The sequence below is a fragment of the Escherichia sp. TC-EC600-tetX4 genome (genome assembly GCF_019356055.1).
Classification (GTDB): domain Bacteria; phylum Pseudomonadota; class Gammaproteobacteria; order Enterobacterales; family Enterobacteriaceae.
Genome location: NZ_CP079924.1, coordinates 1,451,454 through 1,470,656, shown reverse-complemented (window position 1 = coordinate 1,470,656; position 19,203 = coordinate 1,451,454). Strand labels below are relative to the sequence as shown.

Sequence of the window (19,203 nt, the reverse complement as noted above, 5' to 3'; positions counted from 1 at the left end):
AAGCGCCGGATGCGACATCAGGCTCTTGTCAAAACGGAAACAGCATCGGGATCATCACCACACAAACCGCCATCACGATAATGGTGAACGGTACCCCCAACTTCACAAAGTCACTGAAGCTGTAATTTCCCGGACCTAAAACCAGTGTGTTAACAGGTGAAGAAACCGGTGTCATAAAGGCGGCGGATGCTGCCATCGCCACGACCATCGCGAATGGATAAGGCGACACCCCCATCGTTTTGGCAGCAGCCAGCGCAATCGGAGCCATCAACACCGCCGTCGCGGTATTAGAGATAAATAGCCCAATAACCGCCGACAAGACAAACAAACACCCCAGCATCATATGTGGCCCGTAACCACCGCCAATGTCCATCAGCCCTTTCACCGCCAGCGCGACACCTCCCGTTTTCTGTAATGCCACAGCAAACGGCATCATCCCAACGATCAAAATAATGCTCGGCCAGTGAATGGATTTATAGGCGCTTTCAGCATCTATACAGCGGAATTTCCCCATCAGCAGGCAGGCGATGATAGCGGCAACAGGATTAGGAATTTCATCTGTCAGCATTAACGCCACCATTAGCACCAGACAGAAAATGGCATGGGGTGCCTGGCTGTGCGCGGGTGATGCTTCACTCACCTCTTCCGGTAAGTTCAGCGCTACGAAGTCGCGGCCCTGTTTGGCCAGCATACCGATCAGTTTCCAGTTACCCACAACCAGGATGATATCGCCCAGCAGCAGAGGCTCATCCGCCAGCGAACCTTCCAGCGCCACGCCATTGCGCTTTAGCCCCACCACATTCAGTCCGTAGCGGGTACGAAAACCAATTTCGCGCACCGATTTACCAATCAGTTCTGACTCAGGAATTAATGAAATCTCTGCCATGCCCACATCAAGGGCCTGGTCAGAAAAATACTCGCCGCGCAGTACCATCGGCTCCAGCAATTGCTCACTACAAAATTGCCGGAGATCGACATCAGCCGCAGACATATCAATAAGCAAAACGTCACGCGCGCGAAATTCAGAAACCCCATTAACGTTCACGATAACGCGACGAAAACGCCGCCAGCGTTCAACACCGATGACGTTAGCGCCATAACGCTCACGTAATTTGAGATCATCCAGCCGTTGACCAATCATTGGCGATCCGGGGCGAATAGCCAGACGTCGCGCACGCCCGGTCAGTCGATATTCACGGATAAGATCGCGAAAGGTTCGACGCGTCCAGCCTTCGCGCTGCGGGGTCTGGGTATCCCCTTTCAGCATGAAACGCATCACTAACATATACAAAATACCCAGCACCAGCACGACCAGGCCAATAGGTGTTACGCTAAAGAAACTGAAGCCGTGATAGCCTTCACGCAGCAATTCACTGTTGACTACCAGGTTCGGCGGCGTCGCCACCAGCGTCATCATGCCGCTAATCAGCCCGGCAAAACTTAACGGCATCATCAGACGTGACGGCGACGTTTGCATACGCATGGCAACGCTTAACACCACGGGAATAAAGATAGCGACAACGCCGGTTGAACTCATAAACGCGCCAAGCCCCGCGACGGTCAGCATCAACAAAACCAACATTTTGATTTCACTATTGCCCGCAACTTTGACCAGCCATGTTCCCATTACGGTGGCAACACCGGTACGGACCAAACCATCGCCAATAATAAACAAGGCGGCAATCAGGACAACGTTAGGATCAGAAAAGCCGGAAAATACTTCTGGGACTGTCAGCGTTCCGCTTAATGCAAACGCGACAATAACAAACAAAGCGACCGCATCCATACGCACTCTGCCCGTCGCAAACAAGACGATGGCAACGGCCAGTAATGAAAGAACCCAAATCAATTCACCGTTCACAACTTATCCTTGTTAATTGAGGGGGATGACTTGATTCTGCCATAAAAAAGCCCCGACGAGACGGGGCTAAATCATGATCAGGTGTTTCACTGAATAATAACATCGCCATTTGGCTGTTTGGTCACAGTAATTTGCTCCAGACTGTGGAGGACCAAATCGACCTCATTCAGGCGCGGGGTATCTGCCGGAGCGTTAACCGCAATGACATGACAACCCGCCGCCAGGCCAGAAAGCACGCCAGCGGGAGCATCTTCCACCACCACACACTCCTGCGGCGCAAGCCCCAGCAGCTGCGCGCCTAACAGATACGCATCAGGTTCTGGTTTTCCGCGCTTCACTCGCTCAGCGGTTACAAACACCTCTGGTGCGGGAAGCCCAGCTATTTTATGGCGCGCTCGCGCTACCGGCATGGAGCCAGAAGTCACAATGGCCCACGGAATACCTGCTTTATTCAAATGACTGAGTAAGGCGATTGCCCCCGGAAGCGCGGTAATACCTTCGGTTTCCGTGGCCTCGATGTGCTCCAGACGCGTAAACTCGGCGGCAATATCAGCCTCGGATTTGCCCGCCATAAAATGGCGCAGAGAGGTGATCGCCTGTTTACCGTGAATGAAAGCCAGCACCTCTTCCGGCGCTAACCCATGACGTCTGGCCCAGTTGCTCCACGCCCGTTCTACCGCAGGCAGGGAATCCACCAGCGTTCCATCAAGATCAAACAGAAAACCTTTGCACCGCACGCGGGCCTCCTCAGGCATTGATAATTTGATTAATTTCGTTGGCGCTCAAATGGTACTGACGCGGGCAGGCATGCCACACATTAAGCATGCGCTGATATTTTTCCCACATTGGCGTCTGGGCGTTAAAACCGTGAGTTCCGGCGTCAAAATGGGTATAGCGCCCTTCCACATTAACCATAAAGCGGACATAACCGAGGTAACGTGCTTCAGTGGCGGCGTCAAAGCCGAGGAAGGTGACACGACGTTCATCGATGGATTGCTGGTCCTGCAAATTAGACCAGGAAACATGCAACGCATGATACATCTCCATAATGTCGATGATAGTGCGGCAGGTTTCTTCTTTCAGCTCGCCAAACTCGCGATCCAATTCACGCATCTGTAATCCGTAACCACGCTCAATAATTGTTTGCAGGCGACGGTAACGTTCAGCATTTGCCGGATCGAGCATAGTCATCATCTTGTACTGATTAGACAAAATAAGACGTTGCGCGTTGGTCATTTCCATTGTTGACTCCTGTATCACTCTACTACGGTGAAAAAAAAGAAGGCTGAGTATGCCTTCTTTTATATGCGTAATCAGGGGTCAATTACAAATCATCAAGGAAAGTTTTATCCAGTTGTTTGAAGGCGCGCTTAAGCGTGTCAGCTAATGCCTGGTAATCAGGCTTGCCTTCAACGGGTGCCAACACCTGTCCAGACTCCTGCAATTTACCGCGAACTTCATAAAACCAGTTAAGGATTGCAGGGGGTAATGGCGTGACAGAACGCTTGCCCAGCCACCACAATCCCTGCATGGGTAAACTTAAGGCGAACAGGGCAGTGGCAACTGCCGGCCCAAGCTGACCGCCCAGGGCAATCTGCCAGCAGAGAGTAAATACGGCGATCGGCGGCATAAAACGGATCGCATAACGCGTCATCTTGATAACGCGATTTTCGACAAAGACCGGGGCAAGGCGTTTTTCCAGCGGCCACGTCTTTGAGTAATGCTGTCCCCGGCGAAACAAGCTAAAAAAATTAACAGAACGATTATCCGGCGTTGACATGCTTCACCTCAACTTCACATATAAAGATTCAAAAATTTGTGCAAATTCACAACTCAGCGGGACAACGTTCAAAACATTTTGTCTTCCATACCCACTATCAGGTATCCTTTAGCAGCCTGAAGGCCTAAGTAGTACATATTCATTGAGTCGTCAAATTCATATACATTATGCCATTGGCTGAAAATTACGCAAAATGGCATAGACTCAAGATATTTCTTCCATCATGCAAAAAAAATTTGCAGTGCATGATGTTAATCATAAATGTCGGTGTCATCATGCGCTACGCTCTATGGCTCCCTGACGTTTTTTTAGCCACGTATCAATTATAGGTACTTCCATGTCGAGTAAGTTAGTACTGGTTCTGAACTGCGGTAGTTCTTCACTGAAATTTGCCATCATCGATGCAGTAAATGGTGAAGAGTACCTTTCTGGTTTAGCCGAATGTTTCCACCTGCCCGAAGCACGTATCAAATGGAAAATGGACGGCAATAAACAGGAAGCGGCTTTAGGTGCAGGCGCCGCTCACAGCGAAGCGCTCAACTTTATCGTTAATACTATTCTGGCACAAAAACCAGAACTGTCTGCGCAGCTGACTGCTATCGGTCACCGTATCGTACACGGCGGCGAAAAGTATACCAGCTCCGTAGTGATCGATGAGTCTGTTATTCAGGGTATCAAAGATGCAGCTTCTTTTGCACCGCTGCACAACCCGGCTCACCTGATCGGTATCGAAGAAGCTCTGAAATCTTTCCCACAGCTGAAAGACAAAAACGTTGCTGTATTTGACACCGCGTTCCACCAGACTATGCCGGAAGAGTCTTACCTCTACGCCCTGCCTTACAACCTGTACAAAGAGCACGGCATCCGTCGTTACGGCGCGCACGGCACCAGCCACTTCTATGTAACCCAGGAAGCGGCAAAAATGCTGAACAAACCGGTAGAAGAACTGAACATCATCACCTGCCACCTGGGCAACGGTGGTTCCGTTTCTGCTATCCGCAACGGTAAATGCGTTGACACCTCTATGGGCCTGACCCCGCTGGAAGGTCTGGTCATGGGTACCCGTTCTGGTGATATCGATCCGGCGATCATCTTCCACCTGCACGACACCCTGGGCATGAGCGTTGACGCAATCAACAAACTGCTGACCAAAGAGTCTGGCCTGCTGGGTCTGACCGAAGTGACCAGCGACTGCCGCTATGTTGAAGACAACTACGCGACGAAAGAAGACGCGAAGCGCGCAATGGACGTTTACTGCCACCGCCTGGCGAAATACATCGGTGCCTACACTGCGCTGATGGATGGTCGTCTGGACGCTGTTGTATTCACTGGTGGTATCGGTGAAAATGCCGCAATGGTTCGTGAACTGTCTCTGGGCAAACTGGGCGTGCTGGGCTTTGAAGTTGATCATGAACGCAACCTGGCTGCACGTTTCGGCAAATCTGGTTTCATCAACAAAGAAGGTACCCGTCCTGCGGTGGTTATCCCAACCAACGAAGAACTGGTTATCGCGCAAGACGCGAGCCGCCTGACTGCCTGATTTCACACCGCCAGCTCAGCTGGCGGTGCTGTTTTGTAACCCGCCAAATCGGCGGTAACGAAAGAGGATAAACCGTGTCCCGTATTATTATGCTGATCCCTACCGGAACCAGCGTCGGTCTGACCAGCGTCAGCCTTGGCGTGATCCGTGCAATGGAACGCAAAGGCGTTCGTCTGAGCGTTTTCAAACCTATCGCTCAGCCGCGTACCGGTGGCGATGCGCCCGATCAGACTACGACTATCGTGCGTGCGAACTCTTCCACCACGACGGCCGCTGAACCGCTGAAAATGAGCTACGTTGAAGGTCTGCTTTCCAGCAATCAGAAAGATGTGCTGATGGAAGAGATCGTCGCAAACTACCACGCTAACACCAAAGACGCTGAAGTCGTTCTGGTTGAAGGTCTGGTCCCGACACGTAAGCACCAGTTTGCCCAGTCTCTGAACTACGAAATCGCTAAAACGCTGAATGCGGAAATCGTCTTCGTTATGTCTCAGGGCACTGACACCCCGGAACAGCTGAAAGAGCGTATCGAACTGACCCGCAACAGCTTCGGCGGTGCCAAAAACACCAACATCACCGGCGTTATCGTTAACAAACTGAACGCACCGGTTGATGAACAGGGTCGTACTCGCCCGGATCTGTCCGAGATTTTCGACGACTCTTCCAAAGCTAAAGTAAACAATGTTGATCCGGCGAAGCTGCAAGAATCCAGCCCGCTGCCGGTTCTCGGCGCTGTGCCGTGGAGCTTTGACCTGATCGCGACTCGTGCGATCGATATGGCTCGCCACCTGAATGCGACCATCATCAACGAAGGCGACATCAATACTCGCCGCGTTAAATCCGTCACTTTCTGCGCACGCAGCATTCCGCACATGCTGGAGCACTTCCGTGCCGGTTCTCTGCTGGTGACTTCCGCAGACCGTCCTGACGTGCTGGTGGCCGCTTGCCTGGCAGCCATGAACGGCGTAGAAATCGGTGCCCTGCTGCTGACTGGCGGTTACGAAATGGACGCGCGCATTTCTAAACTGTGCGAACGTGCTTTCGCTACCGGCCTGCCGGTATTTATGGTGAACACCAACACCTGGCAGACCTCTCTGAGCCTGCAGAGCTTCAACCTGGAAGTTCCGGTTGACGATCACGAACGTATCGAGAAAGTTCAGGAATACGTTGCTAACTACATCAACGCTGACTGGATCGAATCTCTGACTGCCACTTCTGAGCGCAGCCGTCGTCTGTCTCCGCCTGCGTTCCGTTATCAGCTGACTGAACTTGCGCGCAAAGCGGGCAAACGTATCGTACTGCCGGAAGGTGACGAACCGCGTACCGTTAAAGCAGCCGCTATCTGTGCTGAACGTGGTATCGCAACTTGCGTACTGCTGGGTAATCCGGCAGAGATCAACCGTGTTGCAGCGTCTCAGGGTGTAGAACTGGGTGCAGGGATTGAAATCGTTGATCCAGAAGTGGTTCGCGAAAGCTATGTTGGTCGTCTGGTCGAACTGCGTAAGAACAAAGGCATGACCGAAACCGTTGCCCGCGAACAGCTGGAAGACAACGTGGTGCTCGGTACGCTGATGCTGGAACAGGATGAAGTTGATGGTCTGGTTTCCGGTGCTGTTCACACTACCGCAAACACCATCCGTCCGCCGCTGCAGCTGATCAAAACTGCACCGGGCAGCTCCCTGGTATCTTCCGTGTTCTTCATGCTGCTGCCGGAACAGGTTTACGTTTACGGTGACTGTGCGATCAACCCGGATCCGACCGCTGAACAGCTGGCAGAAATCGCGATTCAGTCCGCTGATTCCGCTGCGGCCTTCGGTATCGAACCGCGCGTTGCTATGCTCTCCTACTCCACCGGTACTTCTGGTGCAGGTAGCGACGTAGAAAAAGTTCGCGAAGCAACTCGTCTGGCGCAGGAAAAACGTCCTGACCTGATGATCGACGGTCCGCTGCAGTACGACGCTGCGGTAATGGCTGACGTTGCGAAATCCAAAGCGCCGAACTCTCCGGTTGCAGGTCGCGCTACCGTGTTCATCTTCCCGGATCTGAACACCGGTAACACCACCTACAAAGCGGTACAGCGTTCTGCCGACCTGATCTCCATCGGGCCGATGCTGCAGGGTATGCGCAAGCCGGTTAACGACCTGTCCCGTGGCGCACTGGTTGACGATATCGTCTACACCATCGCGCTGACTGCGATTCAGTCTGCACAGCAGCAGTAATCTCGTCATCATCCGCAGCTTTGCGCTGCGGATATCTGAACCGGAAATAATCACTATTTCCGGTTTTTTATTCTCTTAATTTGCATTAATCCTTTCTGATTATCTTGCTTAACTGCGCTGCATCAATGAATTGCGCCATCCCACTTTGCATACTTACCACTTTGTTTTGTGCAAGGGAATATTTGCGCTATGTCCGCAATCACTGAATCCAAACCAACAAGAAGATGGGCAATGCCCGATACGTTGGTGATTATCTTTTTTGTTGCTATTTTAACCAGCCTTGCCACCTGGGTAGTTCCGGTGGGGATGTTTGACAGTCAGGAAGTGCAGTATCAGGTTGATGGTCAAACAAAAACACGCAAAGTCGTAGATCCACACTCATTTCGCATTCTGACTAACGAAGCAGGCGAACCTGAGTATCACCGCGTACAGCTGTTCACGACGGGCGATGAACGCCCGGGCCTGATGAACTTCCCGTTTGAAGGATTAACCTCAGGATCGAAATACGGGACAGCCGTTGGCATCATCATGTTTATGCTGGTGATTGGCGGCGCGTTTGGCATTGTGATGCGTACAGGAACCATTGATAACGGTATCCTGGCGCTTATTCGCCATACCCGCGGGAATGAAATTCTCTTTATTCCTGCGCTGTTTATTCTGTTTTCACTTGGCGGCGCGGTATTTGGTATGGGAGAAGAGGCCGTCGCCTTTGCCATTATCATCGCACCGCTAATGGTCCGGCTGGGCTATGACAGTATTACCACCGTCCTGGTGACCTATATTGCCACGCAAATCGGTTTTGCCAGTTCGTGGATGAACCCGTTTTGTGTGGTCGTTGCTCAGGGGATTGCCGGCGTTCCGGTGCTTTCTGGCTCCGGGTTGCGCATCGTGGTGTGGGTTATCGCCACTCTGATTGGCCTGATCTTTACCATGGTGTACGCCTCACGAGTGAAAAAGAATCCTCTTCTGTCACGCGTGCATGAGTCCGACCGCTTCTTTCGTGAAAAGCAGGCTGATGTTGAACAACGTCCGTTTACCTTTGGTGACTGGCTGGTATTGATTGTCCTGACCGCCGTAATGGTCTGGGTGATTTGGGGCGTGATCGTTAATGCCTGGTTTATTCCAGAAATTGCCAGCCAGTTCTTCACCATGGGTCTGGTGATTGGCATCATCGGCGTTGTTTTCCGCCTTAACGGCATGACGGTTAATACCATGGCTTCATCCTTTACCGAAGGGGCGCGAATGATGATCGCCCCTGCCCTGCTGGTGGGTTTCGCCAAAGGGATTTTGCTGCTGGTCGGTAATGGTGAAGCGGGTGATGCCAGCGTGTTAAATACCATCCTCAACAGCATTGCCAATGCCATTAGCGGTCTGGACAACGCGGTCGCGGCCTGGTTTATGTTGCTCTTCCAGGCGGTATTTAATTTCTTCGTGACGTCCGGTTCTGGTCAGGCGGCGTTAACCATGCCGTTACTGGCACCGCTTGGCGATCTGGTCGGTGTTAACCGTCAGGTTACCGTGCTGGCGTTCCAGTTTGGTGATGGCTTCAGTCACATCATTTACCCAACCTCAGCGTCGTTAATGGCAACGCTCGGTGTGTGCAGGGTGGACTTCCGTAACTGGCTGAAGGTGGGCGCGACCCTACTTGGACTGCTGTTTATTATGTCCAGCGTCGTAGTGATCGGCGCTCAGTTGATGGGCTACCACTAAAAATGTTAAGAGCCGCAATTGCGGCTCTTTTTTCATTCTGCCGTTTCAGTCTCTACGGCTTCATTTTTGGCATTGCGCTTCATCCACAACGCTAGCGCTTTCAGCGAGTCTGGAGTGAACTCATCGCAGCGTGCGGTGATTTCTTCCGGCGTCAGCCAGCAAACTTCACTGACTTCATCTTCCTGTAGTGCGAAGGGACCGTGAGAGACGCAGCTGAACAATGCGCCCCAGACACGGCAATTTTTATCTTCGAAATAGAACTGCCCGTGCTCGGCAAAGGGGACACCGGCAATGCCCAACTCTTCTTCCGCTTCGCGACGCGCGGATTCCAGCAGTTGCTCATCGGCCTGGACTACACCGCCTGCGGTCGCATCTAACATGCCGGGTAAAAAGTCTTTTGTCTCGGTACGACGCTGGACCAGAATTTTGCCCATGCCATCATGCACGACGATGTAAGTTGCACGATGACGCAGACACTGTGCCCGCATTTGTTCCCGGCTGGCTTGTGCAATGACTTCGTTCTCTTCATTGACAATATCCACCCATTCAGTACTTGCCAAACGACGCTGTTCCATTATCAGGAAACCTTCTTTTTCTGGCGCTCTTACGGCGCATTTTGAGTTGTGGGTAAATTACGGATTAATCGCGACCTGCGCAATGATACTTTGATCATTGAGTGCGATTACACTAAGTACGTCATTATCCAGCATGCCATAACTCGCCGGATTACCGCCTTTCGGAATACTCACCGAGCCGGGGTTGAAGTGGAAAATCTCCCCCCGCTGTTCTGCCACTGGCAGATGGGTATGACCGTACACCAGCACATCGTTCTGGTTTAAAGCAGGCAGATTTTCCGGGCCAAAAAGATGACCATGCGTCAAAAACAGACGTTGTTTTTCCAGTAATACCTGTTGCCACGGCGCGGTTATCGGGAAATGCAGCAGCATTTGATCCACTTCGCTGTCGCAGTTGCCGCGCACAGCGATAACCTTATGTGCCACTTCATTAAGCCGTTCAGCGACTTTGGCTGGCGCGTAACCCTCCGGTAAAGCATTACGCGGGCCGTGATTCAACACGTCGCCAAGGATCACCAGCCACTGGGCACCGCTTTGGGCAAACAACTCCAGAACACGTTCCGTCGCCGGTAACGACCCATGAATGTCCGATGCAAACATCAGTTTCATCACTCACTCCTCGTCGAAAAAACGTAAGCTATGATACTGGATTCTGTCGTTGCTATCAGCCAGATTGCTTCGCCGAAAGTGCAATAAAACGCTGGACAGACGCTCGCTGCCACTGGAATGTTGCATAATCCACCAGGCGTTCTGGCACCTCATCGCCATGTAGTACCAGGCGGTTAATCATTAGCGCCAGATCAGTATCAGCAATGCACCATTCACCAAATAAATTCGGCTGACCCAGTACTAACAAATGTTCTGCCATCGCGAACAGTTTCTCTGCACTGGCTTTTCCCTCGGCCGTTAGTGGCGCTTTTTTCGCCCCCGCAAAGACAACATCCGTCGGACGCTCTTCGCGGATGGGCATCAGATCGCTGCGCAGCCAGGCCTGAATCTGTCGTGCACGCGCACGATTTTCTAAATCAAGCGGATAAATACGTTCCCAGGTCGGTGGCGCAAATCGATCTTCCAGATACTCCGCAATGGCAGAAGATTCACTCAACTCAAAATCATCGATTTGTAATAACGGCACACGGCGTGTCTGACCGTAACCTTGCCACGTCGGCTGCAAATGTTCACCGCTGTCGAGGTCGATGGTCTTGATATGAAACGACAGGCCTTTTTCCTGCAACGCCACCCAGGCGGATAACACATAAGGGGAGAAAAAGTGGGCATCTGACCAAAGCGTGATAGCGGGTTTACTCATTATGTCCTCGGCAATAAAGGGGGCTGGCTATCAAACTATAGAGCCTTTTTGTCACTGTCACGTGACGAATACTCACGTAAGTCGCCGCGCTTTCTATACTTGTGGTGTTCAGATGATTAAACAACCGGAGCTGCAATGATCGATCTCTATTTCGCCCCGACACCCAATGGTCACAAAATTACGCTGTTTCTCGAAGAAGCAGAGCTGGATTATCGCTTGATTAAGGTAGACCTGGGGAAAGGCGGTCAGTTTCGTCCGGAATTTTTGCGCATTTCGCCCAACAACAAAATTCCGGCAATTGTTGATCATTCTCCTGCCGATGGCGGCGAACCGCTAAGCCTCTTTGAGTCTGGTGCCATTTTGTTGTATCTGGCTGAGAAAACAGGACTCTTTTTGAGTCATGAAACGCGTGAGCGCGCCGCCACATTACAGTGGTTATTCTGGCAGGTAGGCGGACTGGGGCCGATGCTTGGGCAAAATCATCATTTTAATCACGCAGCCCCCCAAACCATTCCTTACGCTATTGAACGTTATCAGGTTGAAACTCAGCGTCTTTACCATGTACTGAACAAGCGGCTGGAAAACTCGCCCTGGCTGGGAGGCGAGAACTACAGCATTGCGGATATTGCCTGCTGGCCGTGGGTTAATGCCTGGACTCGCCAGCGAATTGACCTAGCAATGTATCCGGCAGTCAAGAACTGGCATGAGCGGATCCGTTCGCGCCCTGCCACCGGGCAGGCACTGCTAAAAGCACAACTCGGTGATGAGCGTTCGGATAGTTAACAGAAACAGGTTCTCGTGTATTATTTCATCCTAAGTAAAACAACGGAGAACCTGCAATGGCACAACCTGCCGCTATTATTCGTATAAAGAACCTTCGTTTGCGTACGTTTATCGGAATTAAGGAAGAAGAAATTAACAACCGTCAGGATATTGTTATCAATGTGACGATCCACTACCCCGCCGATAAAGCGCGCACTAGCGAAGATATCAACGATGCGCTGAATTATCGCACCGTAACGAAAAACATTATTCAGCATGTAGAGAATAACCGTTTCTCTTTGCTGGAAAAATTAACTCAGGATGTGCTCGATATCGCACGTGAACATCACTGGGTGACGTATGCTGAAGTGGAGATCGATAAACTGCACGCGCTGCGCTACGCCGATTCGGTATCCATGACCTTAAGCTGGCAGCGTTAATCGCCATATCGGGAGGCTGCATGAACATAGTGATCACCGGAGGGACAGGATTAATTGGTCGCCATTTGATTCCGCGTTTGCTGGAGCTGGGCCATCAAATTACGGTAGTGACGCGTAACCCGCAGAAAGCCAGTTCCGTTCTCGGCCCTCGGGTGACACTATGGCAAGGGCTTGCCGATCAAAGCAACCTCAACGGCGTTGATGCGGTAATCAACCTGGCCGGAGAACCGATTGCTGATAAACGCTGGACTCACGAGCAAAAAGAGCGTCTCTGCCAAAGCCGCTGGAATATCACGCAAAAACTGGTCGATTTGATTAATGCCAGCGACACGCCACCGTCGGTACTCATTTCCGGCTCGGCAACGGGCTATTATGGTGACTTAGGTGAAGTGGTGGTTACCGAAGAGGAACCGCCGCATAACGAATTTACCCATAAACTCTGCGCTCGCTGGGAAGAAATTGCCTGCCGGGCGCAAAGTGACAAAACGCGAGTGTGCCTGCTGCGTACCGGTGTAGTGCTGGCACCGGATGGCGGTATTCTCGGTAAAATGCTGCCGCCGTTTCGTCTTGGCCTGGGCGGGCCGATTGGCTCTGGTCGGCAGTATCTGGCCTGGATTCATATTGATGATATGGTCAACGGTATTCTCTGGCTGCTGGATAACGAGCTGCGCGGGCCATTTAATATGGTTTCGCCCTACCCGGTACGCAATGAACAATTTGCCCATGCGCTCGGTCATGCGCTGCATCGCCCGGCCATTTTGCGCGTCCCCGCGACCGCCATTCGACTGTTAATGGGCGAATCTTCAGTACTGGTATTAGGTGGACAACGCGCGCTGCCTAAACGGCTGGAAGAAGCGGGTTTTGCGTTTCGCTGGTACGATTTAGAAGAGGCGCTGGCGGATGTCGTTCGCTGATGTGGTTTACAGCAAACATCCGCCAGTTAACTCCCGGTGTTACAGGATTAGTGGCTTTGCGCGATAAGATCGTCTGGTGAAAGTCGGGTCACCATCATAACTAACTCTCTGTCTAAACCTCTATCCAGCATCTCCTGAGCAATACGCAGGGCTTCTTCGTGTTTGCCCTGCATTGCGCCTTCTTCACGTAATCTGTCAGCAATGGTCATCAGTTTCTCCTTTTCTTGTGGTGCGCGTTCCGCTATCTCACCAATAAATGCACGAAAACGCTGGGCATCCCCTGTTTGTAATACGTAATTAAACAGGGCTTTTAGCTGTCTGTCATTAGTGTTCCCTGTAACTAGCAGCGAAACAATTTGGTCGACTAATCCCAACAGATCGCGCTGACGAATATGTTTCTGAATTAACTCCAACAGCGCCATTTTGCGGTGTTGCATAATCTCGTCATCCGGCACCACGGTAATATCCACCAACGGAAAAGCCGATGAATATATTTTGCGGGCTATAGCAGGCTCGGCAAATTCATCAAGCCAGCAGAGTGAATAAGGATAAGGACTTCTGCAACCATGATAAAACAGCATCGGGAGCACCAATGGAAGCTCTTTATAGCCCGCATCAAGATGGTTTTGCATTGCCGCAATGGAATAACGCATCATGCGAAAAGCCATTAATTCTTCCGGCTTACTTTGGTGCTCTATCACTACATAAATATAACCCACTCCCTCCTGCGTTTTCACAGACCACAAGAGGTCGGAATAATATTGCCGCAGGTCTTCATCAATAAAACTGTTTGGTTCCAGTTTAAGCGTCGTTAAATCACACAGTTTGCGCAGCGGCGCGGGAAGATGAATATCAATAAAATCCCGCGCGGTGTCTGGATGGCGTAAAAAAGATTTAAATACCGCATCATGCGGCGTGGAAGTTGTCGATATTGTCATGGCGTTCCGTCACCCCTCAAATTTAAGATGACGCGACAATAACCACGATTAACACCCAATGCAGCAGGCAGTTTTTATCTTTGGACAGCGAATTCAGAAGTATTTTTAGCGGACTGTAACTTTTACATTTCAGCGGAAGCTGACTCGCAAATTCCCCATGAAAATACTCCGGCAGCGTTAGCCACCGGAGAGGAAATTATTTCAGCGATCCCTTAAGGAACCGTTGCAGACGAGGGCTTTGCGGGTTGCCAAATAACTGCTCCGGCGCGCCCTCTTCTTCTATTTTCCCCTGATGGAGGAAAATGACATGAGTAGAAACATGGCGAGCAAAGCCCATTTCGTGAGTCACTACCACCATGGTTTTCCCCTCTTCTGCCAGTTGCTGCATAATACGCAACACTTCGCCTACCAGTTCAGGATCGAGCGCCGAGGTAGGTTCATCAAACAGTAAAACTTCCGGTTCCATCGCCAGCGCCCGCGCGATAGAAACACGCTGTTGCTGACCGCCGGAAAGATGCACCGGATATTTCCCCTGCGCACGTTCGTCTATCCCGACTTTTGCCAGATACTTCACCGCCCGCTCGCGCGCTTCCTGCTTGCTCAGGCCCAACACCTGAATCGGCGCTTCCATGACGTTTTCCAGCACCGTCATATGGCTCCAGAGATTGAAGTGCTGGAATACCATCGTCAGGCGTGTGCGCAGTAAGCGCAGTTGATTTTTATCGGCGACTTTGAGTTGACCGTCTTTGTCGCGCACCAGATTGATCGTCTGGCCATTGACCACGATCGACCCTTCACTCGGTTTTTCGAGGAAGTTAATGCAGCGCAGAAAGGTACTTTTCCCCGATCCCGACGATCCGATGATGCTTATTACATCTCCGGCATTCGCTTGCAGTGATACCCCTTTCAGCACTTCATGTTCGCCGTAGCGTTTGTGCAAATCGATAACGTTTAATTTATTCTCGGACATCGTATTCTCAGTGCGTTGAAGAAGGTTTCACATGCTGCAACCAGCGTTTTTCCGCTCTGCGAAAGAGGCTGATCAGGACATAAGAGATGATTAAATAGAGCACCGCGGCAATGCCGAAGGCGGTAAAAGGTTGATACGTGGCGGCGTTAATATCGCGGGCTATTTTCAGCAGATCCGGCACCGTGGCAGTAAATGCCAACGCAGTAGAGTGCAGCATCAGGATCACTTCGTTGCTGTATGCCGGTAACGCAATACGCAGCGCAGAAGGCAAAATAATGCAGCGATACATTTTAAAAGTCGAGAAGCCATAGGCTCTGGCGGCTTCAATTTCCCCATGCGGAACCGAACGGATTGCCCCAGCAAAAATCTCGGTAGTGTAAGCGCAGGTGTTAAGCGTCAGCGCCAGCACGGTACAGTTCAGGCCACTGCGGAAGAAAGCGTTAAGGAATTCGGTTCCCTTAACAATCTCAAGCGTGTACATGCCGGAATAGAACACCAGCAACTGAACATACAGCGGCGTACCGCGAAAAATATAGGTAAATAACCAGATTGGAAACTGGATGTATTTATTACTGGAGACACGACCAATCGCCAGAAACAGCGCCAGGACTCCGCCTATCACTACCGACAAAATAAGCAGCCACAGAGTGATCGCCACACCAGTAAAGCGATAACCGTCGGTCCACAGCAGCGGTTTCCAGTATTCATGTAAGATTTCGATCACAGGTCAGCCCTCTTCACACCCACGGAGTAGCGGCGCTCAAGGAACAGCAGCACACCATTGGAAACAGTGGTGAAAACCAGGTAAATCACGCCACAGACGATGGCGAAATAGAACGGTTCCCAGGTACTTTTGCCTGCCAGTTGGGTGGCTTTGACCACATCTTCCAGGCCGAGTAACGAAACCAGTGCGGTAGATTTGAGGATCACCTGCCAGTTGTTGCCAATGCCTGGCAGGGCGTAACGCATCATCGACGGAAACATGATCCGCCGAAACACTTGCCCACGAGTAAAACCGAACGCCGTCGCCGCCTCTATATGTCCTTTCGGCACTGCCATAAAAGCACCACGGAACGTTTCGGTAAAATAAGCACCGTAGATAAAACCGAGAGTGATAATACCAGCGACCATCGGATCGATATCAATCTGCCCGACGCCCATCGCCTCCGTCACCGTGTTTAGCGCAATCTGCAAACCGTAGAAAATCAGCAGCATCAACACTAAGTCCGGCACGCCACGAATCAGCGTGGTGTACCCTTCGAAAATCAGCCCCGAAAGCCGATTTTGCGAGAGCTTACCGCCAGCGCCAATTAAACCGATGATTACAGCGAGCACTACAGAGCTGATAGCCAGCTCCAGCGTGACGAGCGCACCCTGTAAAATAACACCTGAAAACCCATACAACATGCTGCCTGTCCTGTCGTGTGTGGTGAATTACCGCCTCTTGTCTCCCTCCGGTTACCCGAAGGGAGCGGGCTTTCTTTCACCGATGGCGATTAGCCACCATAAACATCAAAATCGAAGTACTTTTTCGCTAATTTCTCGTAAGTACCGTCAGCGCGCATTTCGGCAAAGGCTTTGTTCAGTGCTTCGCGCAGTTCGTTATCTTCTTTACGCAGGCCCATGCCGGTCCCTACGCCAAACAGTTTTTCATCTTTAACAGACGGGCCACCGAATTTGTAATCTTTACCGACAGGTTGTTTGAGGAAACCTTCGCTGGCAGCGACCTCATCCTGGAACGCGGCATCAATACGTCCGGCAGTCAGGTCAGAATAAATGTTGTCCTGCCCCTGATACGAGACGATTTCAATGCCTTTTGGTGCCCAATGTTCATTACCGAACGTCTCCTGGGTGGTGCCCTGCAATACGCCTACCCGTTTGCCTTTCAGCGACTCGACTGTCGGCTGAATGTCAGAATTTTTCGCCACCACCAAACGAGAATCGGCAGCGTACAGTTTGTCGGTGAAGGCTATTTCTTGCTGACGTTTTTCCGTAATGGAAAGCGATGACATGATGGCGTCAATCTTCTTCGCTTTTAAGGACGGGATTAACGCATCCAGCGGATTTTCGACAAACGTACATTGCGTATTGATGCGTTTGCATAATTCCTTTGCCAGATCGATATCGAAGCCAACCAGTTCGCCTTGTGAATTTTTTGATTCAAATGGCGCATAGGTCGGGTCGGTACCGATGCGGATGTTTTGCGGAATCGCAGCAAACGCCGCAGTTGCGCTGGAGAAGGCCAGAACCAGAGAGAGCGATAGCACCAGTTTTTTCATAATGTCCTCAACTGACAGTCTTTTTATAGGGAATATTTACAGGTTTGTTACACTTATCGTGCCATAAAATTGACCATCAAGGCAAAATATCCCGCCCCGTTAGACGTATTATTTTTCATTAAAAATGCTTAAGTATGCATTTCAATGCACCACGATAGTGCAACAAACCTGGCGTGCACCATGATGATCATTCCATCAGGTACAGCTTCCCAGCGACGTATCAGTCACCGTAGACATTAAAGTCGAAATACTTTTTCGCCATCTTGTCGTAGGTGCCGTCCTGACGCAGCTCGCCAAGCGCCTTATTGAAGGCAGCCGTCAGTTCAGCATCATCTTTACGTAGCCCTACACCGGTGCCATCACCGAAGTATTTTTTGTCTTTTACTGATGAGCCAGCAAAGGCGAAATCTTTACCAGCAGGTTGCTTGAGGAATCCTTCGCTGGCAGCAACTTCATCTTGTAACGCAGCATCCAGACGTCCTGCAGCCAGATCGGAATAGACCAAATCCTGGTTGGCATAGGCCACCACATCCACGCCTTTACTACGCCAGGTCTCGTTAGCGTAAGCTTCCTGGGTTGATCCCTGCAGCACACCAACATGTTTACCTTTCAGTGAATCCAGCGTTGGCTGAATCGGTGAACCTTTGGCCGCAATCAAACGAGAATCTGCGGCGTACAGCTTGTCGGAGAAGGCAATCTCCTGCTGACGTTTATCGGTAATGGAAAGCGACGAAATAATAGCGTCGATTTTTTTCGCTTTCAGTGAGGGGATCAGCGCGTCAAAGTCACTGGCAACCCAGGTACATTTCACCTGCATCCGTTTGCACATCTCGTTACCGAGATCGATATCAAAGCCAACAAAATCACCTTTAGCATCTTTCGATGAGAACGGTGCGTAGGTGGTATCGGTTCCGATACGTACCGTCTCCGGTAGCGCCGCATAGCTGGAAGCCGCTGTGGAGAGACCGACTAACAAAGACAGAGCGAGAATCGACTTCTTCATACATAACCCTCAAGTGAAAATGGCTTTTTTATGTTGTGTATTGTGTTGTGTGTTTGCAGGCTCTTTCATGCAGGTCTTATGCCATCTTGACGACAACAGTAACATTCAACGTTAAATATGTTAATAAGACGTTGCATTATTGTCCTGAAGTTGAAGATAGCAGGTATAGCGGTTGAATCGCAGCGTTTCGATTGAATGGCAGAAACAAAATGTCGAGGATTTGATCGCGGTTGCAAAATTGCCCTGAAACAGGGCAACAGCGGAGTTATGCGCCCTGCCAGCGGGCAAAGAGATCTTCAGGAAGGGTTATCGCAAACTGGTCAAGAACACGATTAACCGTCTGATTTATCACATCATCAAGGGATTGCGGGCGATGATAAAACGCCGGAACGGGAGGCATAATCACCGCACCGATTTCTGCCGCCTGAGTCATTAAACGCAGATGGCCTAAGTGCAATGGTGTTTCACGCACGCAGAGCACCAACGGGCGACGCTCTTTCAGCACCACATCTGCCGCACGGGTCAGTAAGCCATCAGTATAGCTATGGACAATGCCGGAAAGGGTTTTGATTGAACAGGGTAAAATCACCATCCCCAGCGTCTGGAAAGAACCGGAAGAGATGCTGGCGGCAATATCGCGCGCATCGTGCGTGACATCGGCTAATGCCTGCACTTCGCGCAGAGAAAAATCCGTTTCGAGGGATAAGGTCTGGCGCGCTGCCTGGCTCATCACCAGATGCGTTTCGATATCTGTGACATCGCGCAGAACCTGTAATAAGCGCACGCCATAAATCGCGCCGCTGGCACCGCTGATGCCTACAATGAGTCGTTTCATAAATAGTTGCCCTGTCAGACTTGCAGGCAGACTTTGCAGGATTTCGGCGGGAGTTGCAAGTCAGGGTG

At 51.1% G+C, this 19,203-nt stretch carries 20 protein-coding genes; 6 read left to right on the top strand and 14 right to left on the bottom strand.

Translation table 11 applies throughout. The features are described 5' to 3' along the window. Window positions 1-28: 28 nt before the first annotated feature. The 4 genes from KXD89_RS07085 to yfbV form a co-directional block, all read right to left on the bottom strand. On the bottom strand, window positions 29-1,861 hold the full coding sequence (locus KXD89_RS07085) for an SLC13 family permease (protein ID WP_001012899.1): 1,833 nt from the start codon (window positions 1,859-1,861) through the stop codon (window positions 29-31). An 86-nt stretch (window positions 1,862-1,947) separates the two neighbouring features. Beyond that, a complete protein-coding gene (gene hxpA, locus KXD89_RS07080) occupies window positions 1,948-2,598 on the bottom strand; it encodes a hexitol phosphatase HxpA (protein WP_001203392.1) in 651 nt (216 codons plus the stop codon). A 10-nt stretch (window positions 2,599-2,608) separates the two neighbouring features. Further along, window positions 2,609-3,103: a YfbU family protein gene (locus KXD89_RS07075; RefSeq protein WP_000426124.1), complete on the bottom strand. Its 495-nt coding sequence runs from the start codon at window positions 3,101-3,103 to the stop codon at window positions 2,609-2,611. An 82-nt stretch (window positions 3,104-3,185) separates the two neighbouring features. Beyond that, complete coding sequence (gene yfbV / locus KXD89_RS07070) at window positions 3,186-3,641, bottom strand: terminus macrodomain insulation protein YfbV (protein ID WP_000106627.1); 456 nt, start codon at window positions 3,639-3,641, stop codon at window positions 3,186-3,188. Window positions 3,642-3,978: 337 nt separating this feature from the next. On the opposite strand from yfbV, the gene ackA reads away from it, so the two are divergent. The 3 genes from ackA (at window position 3,979) to yfcC (ending at window position 9,110) form a co-directional block, all read left to right on the top strand. Beyond that, window positions 3,979-5,181: an acetate kinase gene (gene ackA / locus KXD89_RS07065; protein ID WP_000095707.1), complete on the top strand. Its 1,203-nt coding sequence runs from the start codon at window positions 3,979-3,981 to the stop codon at window positions 5,179-5,181. 74 nt (window positions 5,182-5,255) lie between these two features. Beyond that, entirely contained in the window at window positions 5,256-7,400 is a 2,145-nt protein-coding gene (pta, locus tag KXD89_RS07060) for a phosphate acetyltransferase (RefSeq protein ID WP_000086722.1), read from the top strand. 189 nt (window positions 7,401-7,589) lie between these two features. After that, the gene (gene yfcC, locus KXD89_RS07055; RefSeq protein ID WP_001274493.1) at window positions 7,590-9,110 is read left to right on the top strand and encodes a putative basic amino acid antiporter YfcC; all 1,521 of its coding nucleotides are present in this window, start codon (window positions 7,590-7,592) and stop codon (window positions 9,108-9,110) included. A 32-nt stretch (window positions 9,111-9,142) separates the two neighbouring features. On the opposite strand, the gene yfcD is transcribed toward yfcC, so the two are convergent. The 3 genes from yfcD to yfcF are packed head-to-tail and all read right to left on the bottom strand — an operon-like array spanning window position 9,143 to window position 10,994. Beyond that, a complete protein-coding gene (gene yfcD, locus KXD89_RS07050; protein WP_000437935.1) occupies window positions 9,143-9,685 on the bottom strand; it encodes an NUDIX hydrolase YfcD in 543 nt (180 codons plus the stop codon). Between the two features lie 57 nt (window positions 9,686-9,742). Beyond that, window positions 9,743-10,294, bottom strand: coding sequence for a phosphodiesterase (yfcE, locus tag KXD89_RS07045; protein WP_000772452.1), 552 nt, complete (start codon window positions 10,292-10,294; stop codon window positions 9,743-9,745). Between the two features lie 55 nt (window positions 10,295-10,349). Continuing rightward, a complete protein-coding gene (gene yfcF / locus KXD89_RS07040; RefSeq protein ID WP_000042442.1) occupies window positions 10,350-10,994 on the bottom strand; it encodes a glutathione transferase in 645 nt (214 codons plus the stop codon). A 135-nt stretch (window positions 10,995-11,129) separates the two neighbouring features. On the opposite strand from yfcF, the gene yfcG reads away from it, so the two are divergent. The 3 genes from yfcG to KXD89_RS07025 are packed head-to-tail and all read left to right on the top strand — an operon-like array spanning window position 11,130 to window position 13,110. After that, window positions 11,130-11,777, top strand: a complete 648-nt coding sequence (gene yfcG / locus KXD89_RS07035; protein ID WP_000566471.1) for a GSH-dependent disulfide bond oxidoreductase — start codon at window positions 11,130-11,132, stop codon at window positions 11,775-11,777. 56 nt (window positions 11,778-11,833) lie between these two features. Beyond that, complete coding sequence (gene folX / locus KXD89_RS07030) at window positions 11,834-12,196, top strand: dihydroneopterin triphosphate 2'-epimerase (RefSeq protein ID WP_000068457.1); 363 nt, start codon at window positions 11,834-11,836, stop codon at window positions 12,194-12,196. 20 nt (window positions 12,197-12,216) lie between these two features. Then, window positions 12,217-13,110 (top strand): TIGR01777 family oxidoreductase, encoded by an 894-nt coding sequence (locus tag KXD89_RS07025; RefSeq protein WP_001028341.1) that lies wholly within the window; start codon window positions 12,217-12,219, stop codon window positions 13,108-13,110. 47 nt (window positions 13,111-13,157) lie between these two features. Here the strand turns inward: KXD89_RS07025 and rpnB are convergent, their stop codons facing one another. From rpnB to ubiX, 7 genes are all read right to left on the bottom strand, one after another. Continuing rightward, entirely contained in the window at window positions 13,158-14,048 is an 891-nt protein-coding gene (rpnB, locus tag KXD89_RS07020) for a recombination-promoting nuclease RpnB (RefSeq protein ID WP_000156149.1), read from the bottom strand. Window positions 14,049-14,244: 196 nt separating this feature from the next. Continuing rightward, on the bottom strand, window positions 14,245-15,018 hold the full coding sequence (gene hisP / locus KXD89_RS07015) for a histidine ABC transporter ATP-binding protein HisP (RefSeq protein ID WP_001293613.1): 774 nt from the start codon (window positions 15,016-15,018) through the stop codon (window positions 14,245-14,247). Window positions 15,019-15,025: 7 nt separating this feature from the next. After that, entirely contained in the window at window positions 15,026-15,742 is a 717-nt protein-coding gene (locus tag KXD89_RS07010) for an ABC transporter permease (RefSeq protein WP_000569958.1), read from the bottom strand. Continuing rightward, window positions 15,739-16,425, bottom strand: coding sequence for a histidine ABC transporter permease HisQ (hisQ, locus tag KXD89_RS07005; RefSeq protein WP_000965522.1), 687 nt, complete (start codon window positions 16,423-16,425; stop codon window positions 15,739-15,741). The genes KXD89_RS07010 and hisQ overlap by 4 nt, the downstream gene beginning before the upstream one ends. Window positions 16,426-16,514: 89 nt before the next feature. Beyond that, on the bottom strand, window positions 16,515-17,297 hold the full coding sequence (hisJ, locus tag KXD89_RS07000) for a histidine ABC transporter substrate-binding protein HisJ (RefSeq protein ID WP_000737621.1): 783 nt from the start codon (window positions 17,295-17,297) through the stop codon (window positions 16,515-16,517). Window positions 17,298-17,517: 220 nt separating this feature from the next. Beyond that, window positions 17,518-18,300, bottom strand: a complete 783-nt coding sequence (gene argT, locus KXD89_RS06995; protein WP_000748271.1) for a lysine/arginine/ornithine ABC transporter substrate-binding protein ArgT — start codon at window positions 18,298-18,300, stop codon at window positions 17,518-17,520. A gap of 265 nt (window positions 18,301-18,565) precedes the next feature. Next, window positions 18,566-19,135 carry a flavin prenyltransferase UbiX gene (gene ubiX, locus KXD89_RS06990; protein ID WP_000825700.1) on the bottom strand — a complete coding sequence of 190 codons (570 nt, stop codon included), beginning with the start codon at window positions 19,133-19,135 and terminating at the stop codon, window positions 18,566-18,568. Between the last annotated feature and the right edge of the window lie 68 nt (window positions 19,136-19,203).

What these genes read in the sequence shown, in the direction of transcription:
- KXD89_RS07075 (WP_000426124.1), bottom strand. Translation starts at nt 3,103, where the DNA reads ATGGAAATGACCAACGCGCAACGTCTTATTTTGTCTAATCAGTACAAG.
- yfbV (WP_000106627.1), bottom strand. Translation starts at nt 3,641, where the DNA reads ATGTCAACGCCGGATAATCGTTCTGTTAATTTTTTTAGCTTGTTTCGC.
- ackA (WP_000095707.1), top strand. Translation starts at nt 3,979, where the DNA reads ATGTCGAGTAAGTTAGTACTGGTTCTGAACTGCGGTAGTTCTTCACTG.
- yfcC (WP_001274493.1), top strand. Translation starts at nt 7,590, where the DNA reads ATGTCCGCAATCACTGAATCCAAACCAACAAGAAGATGGGCAATGCCC.
- yfcD (WP_000437935.1), bottom strand. Translation starts at nt 9,685, where the DNA reads ATGGAACAGCGTCGTTTGGCAAGTACTGAATGGGTGGATATTGTCAAT.
- yfcE (WP_000772452.1), bottom strand. Translation starts at nt 10,294, where the DNA reads ATGAAACTGATGTTTGCATCGGACATTCATGGGTCGTTACCGGCGACG.
- yfcF (WP_000042442.1), bottom strand. Translation starts at nt 10,994, where the DNA reads ATGAGTAAACCCGCTATCACGCTTTGGTCAGATGCCCACTTTTTCTCC.
- yfcG (WP_000566471.1), top strand. Translation starts at nt 11,130, where the DNA reads ATGATCGATCTCTATTTCGCCCCGACACCCAATGGTCACAAAATTACG.
- folX (WP_000068457.1), top strand. Translation starts at nt 11,834, where the DNA reads ATGGCACAACCTGCCGCTATTATTCGTATAAAGAACCTTCGTTTGCGT.
- KXD89_RS07025 (WP_001028341.1), top strand. Translation starts at nt 12,217, where the DNA reads ATGAACATAGTGATCACCGGAGGGACAGGATTAATTGGTCGCCATTTG.
- rpnB (WP_000156149.1), bottom strand. Translation starts at nt 14,048, where the DNA reads ATGACAATATCGACAACTTCCACGCCGCATGATGCGGTATTTAAATCT.
- hisP (WP_001293613.1), bottom strand. Translation starts at nt 15,018, where the DNA reads ATGTCCGAGAATAAATTAAACGTTATCGATTTGCACAAACGCTACGGC.
- hisQ (WP_000965522.1), bottom strand. Translation starts at nt 16,425, where the DNA reads ATGTTGTATGGGTTTTCAGGTGTTATTTTACAGGGTGCGCTCGTCACG.
- hisJ (WP_000737621.1), bottom strand. Translation starts at nt 17,297, where the DNA reads ATGAAAAAACTGGTGCTATCGCTCTCTCTGGTTCTGGCCTTCTCCAGC.
- argT (WP_000748271.1), bottom strand. Translation starts at nt 18,300, where the DNA reads ATGAAGAAGTCGATTCTCGCTCTGTCTTTGTTAGTCGGTCTCTCCACA.
- ubiX (WP_000825700.1), bottom strand. Translation starts at nt 19,135, where the DNA reads ATGAAACGACTCATTGTAGGCATCAGCGGTGCCAGCGGCGCGATTTAT.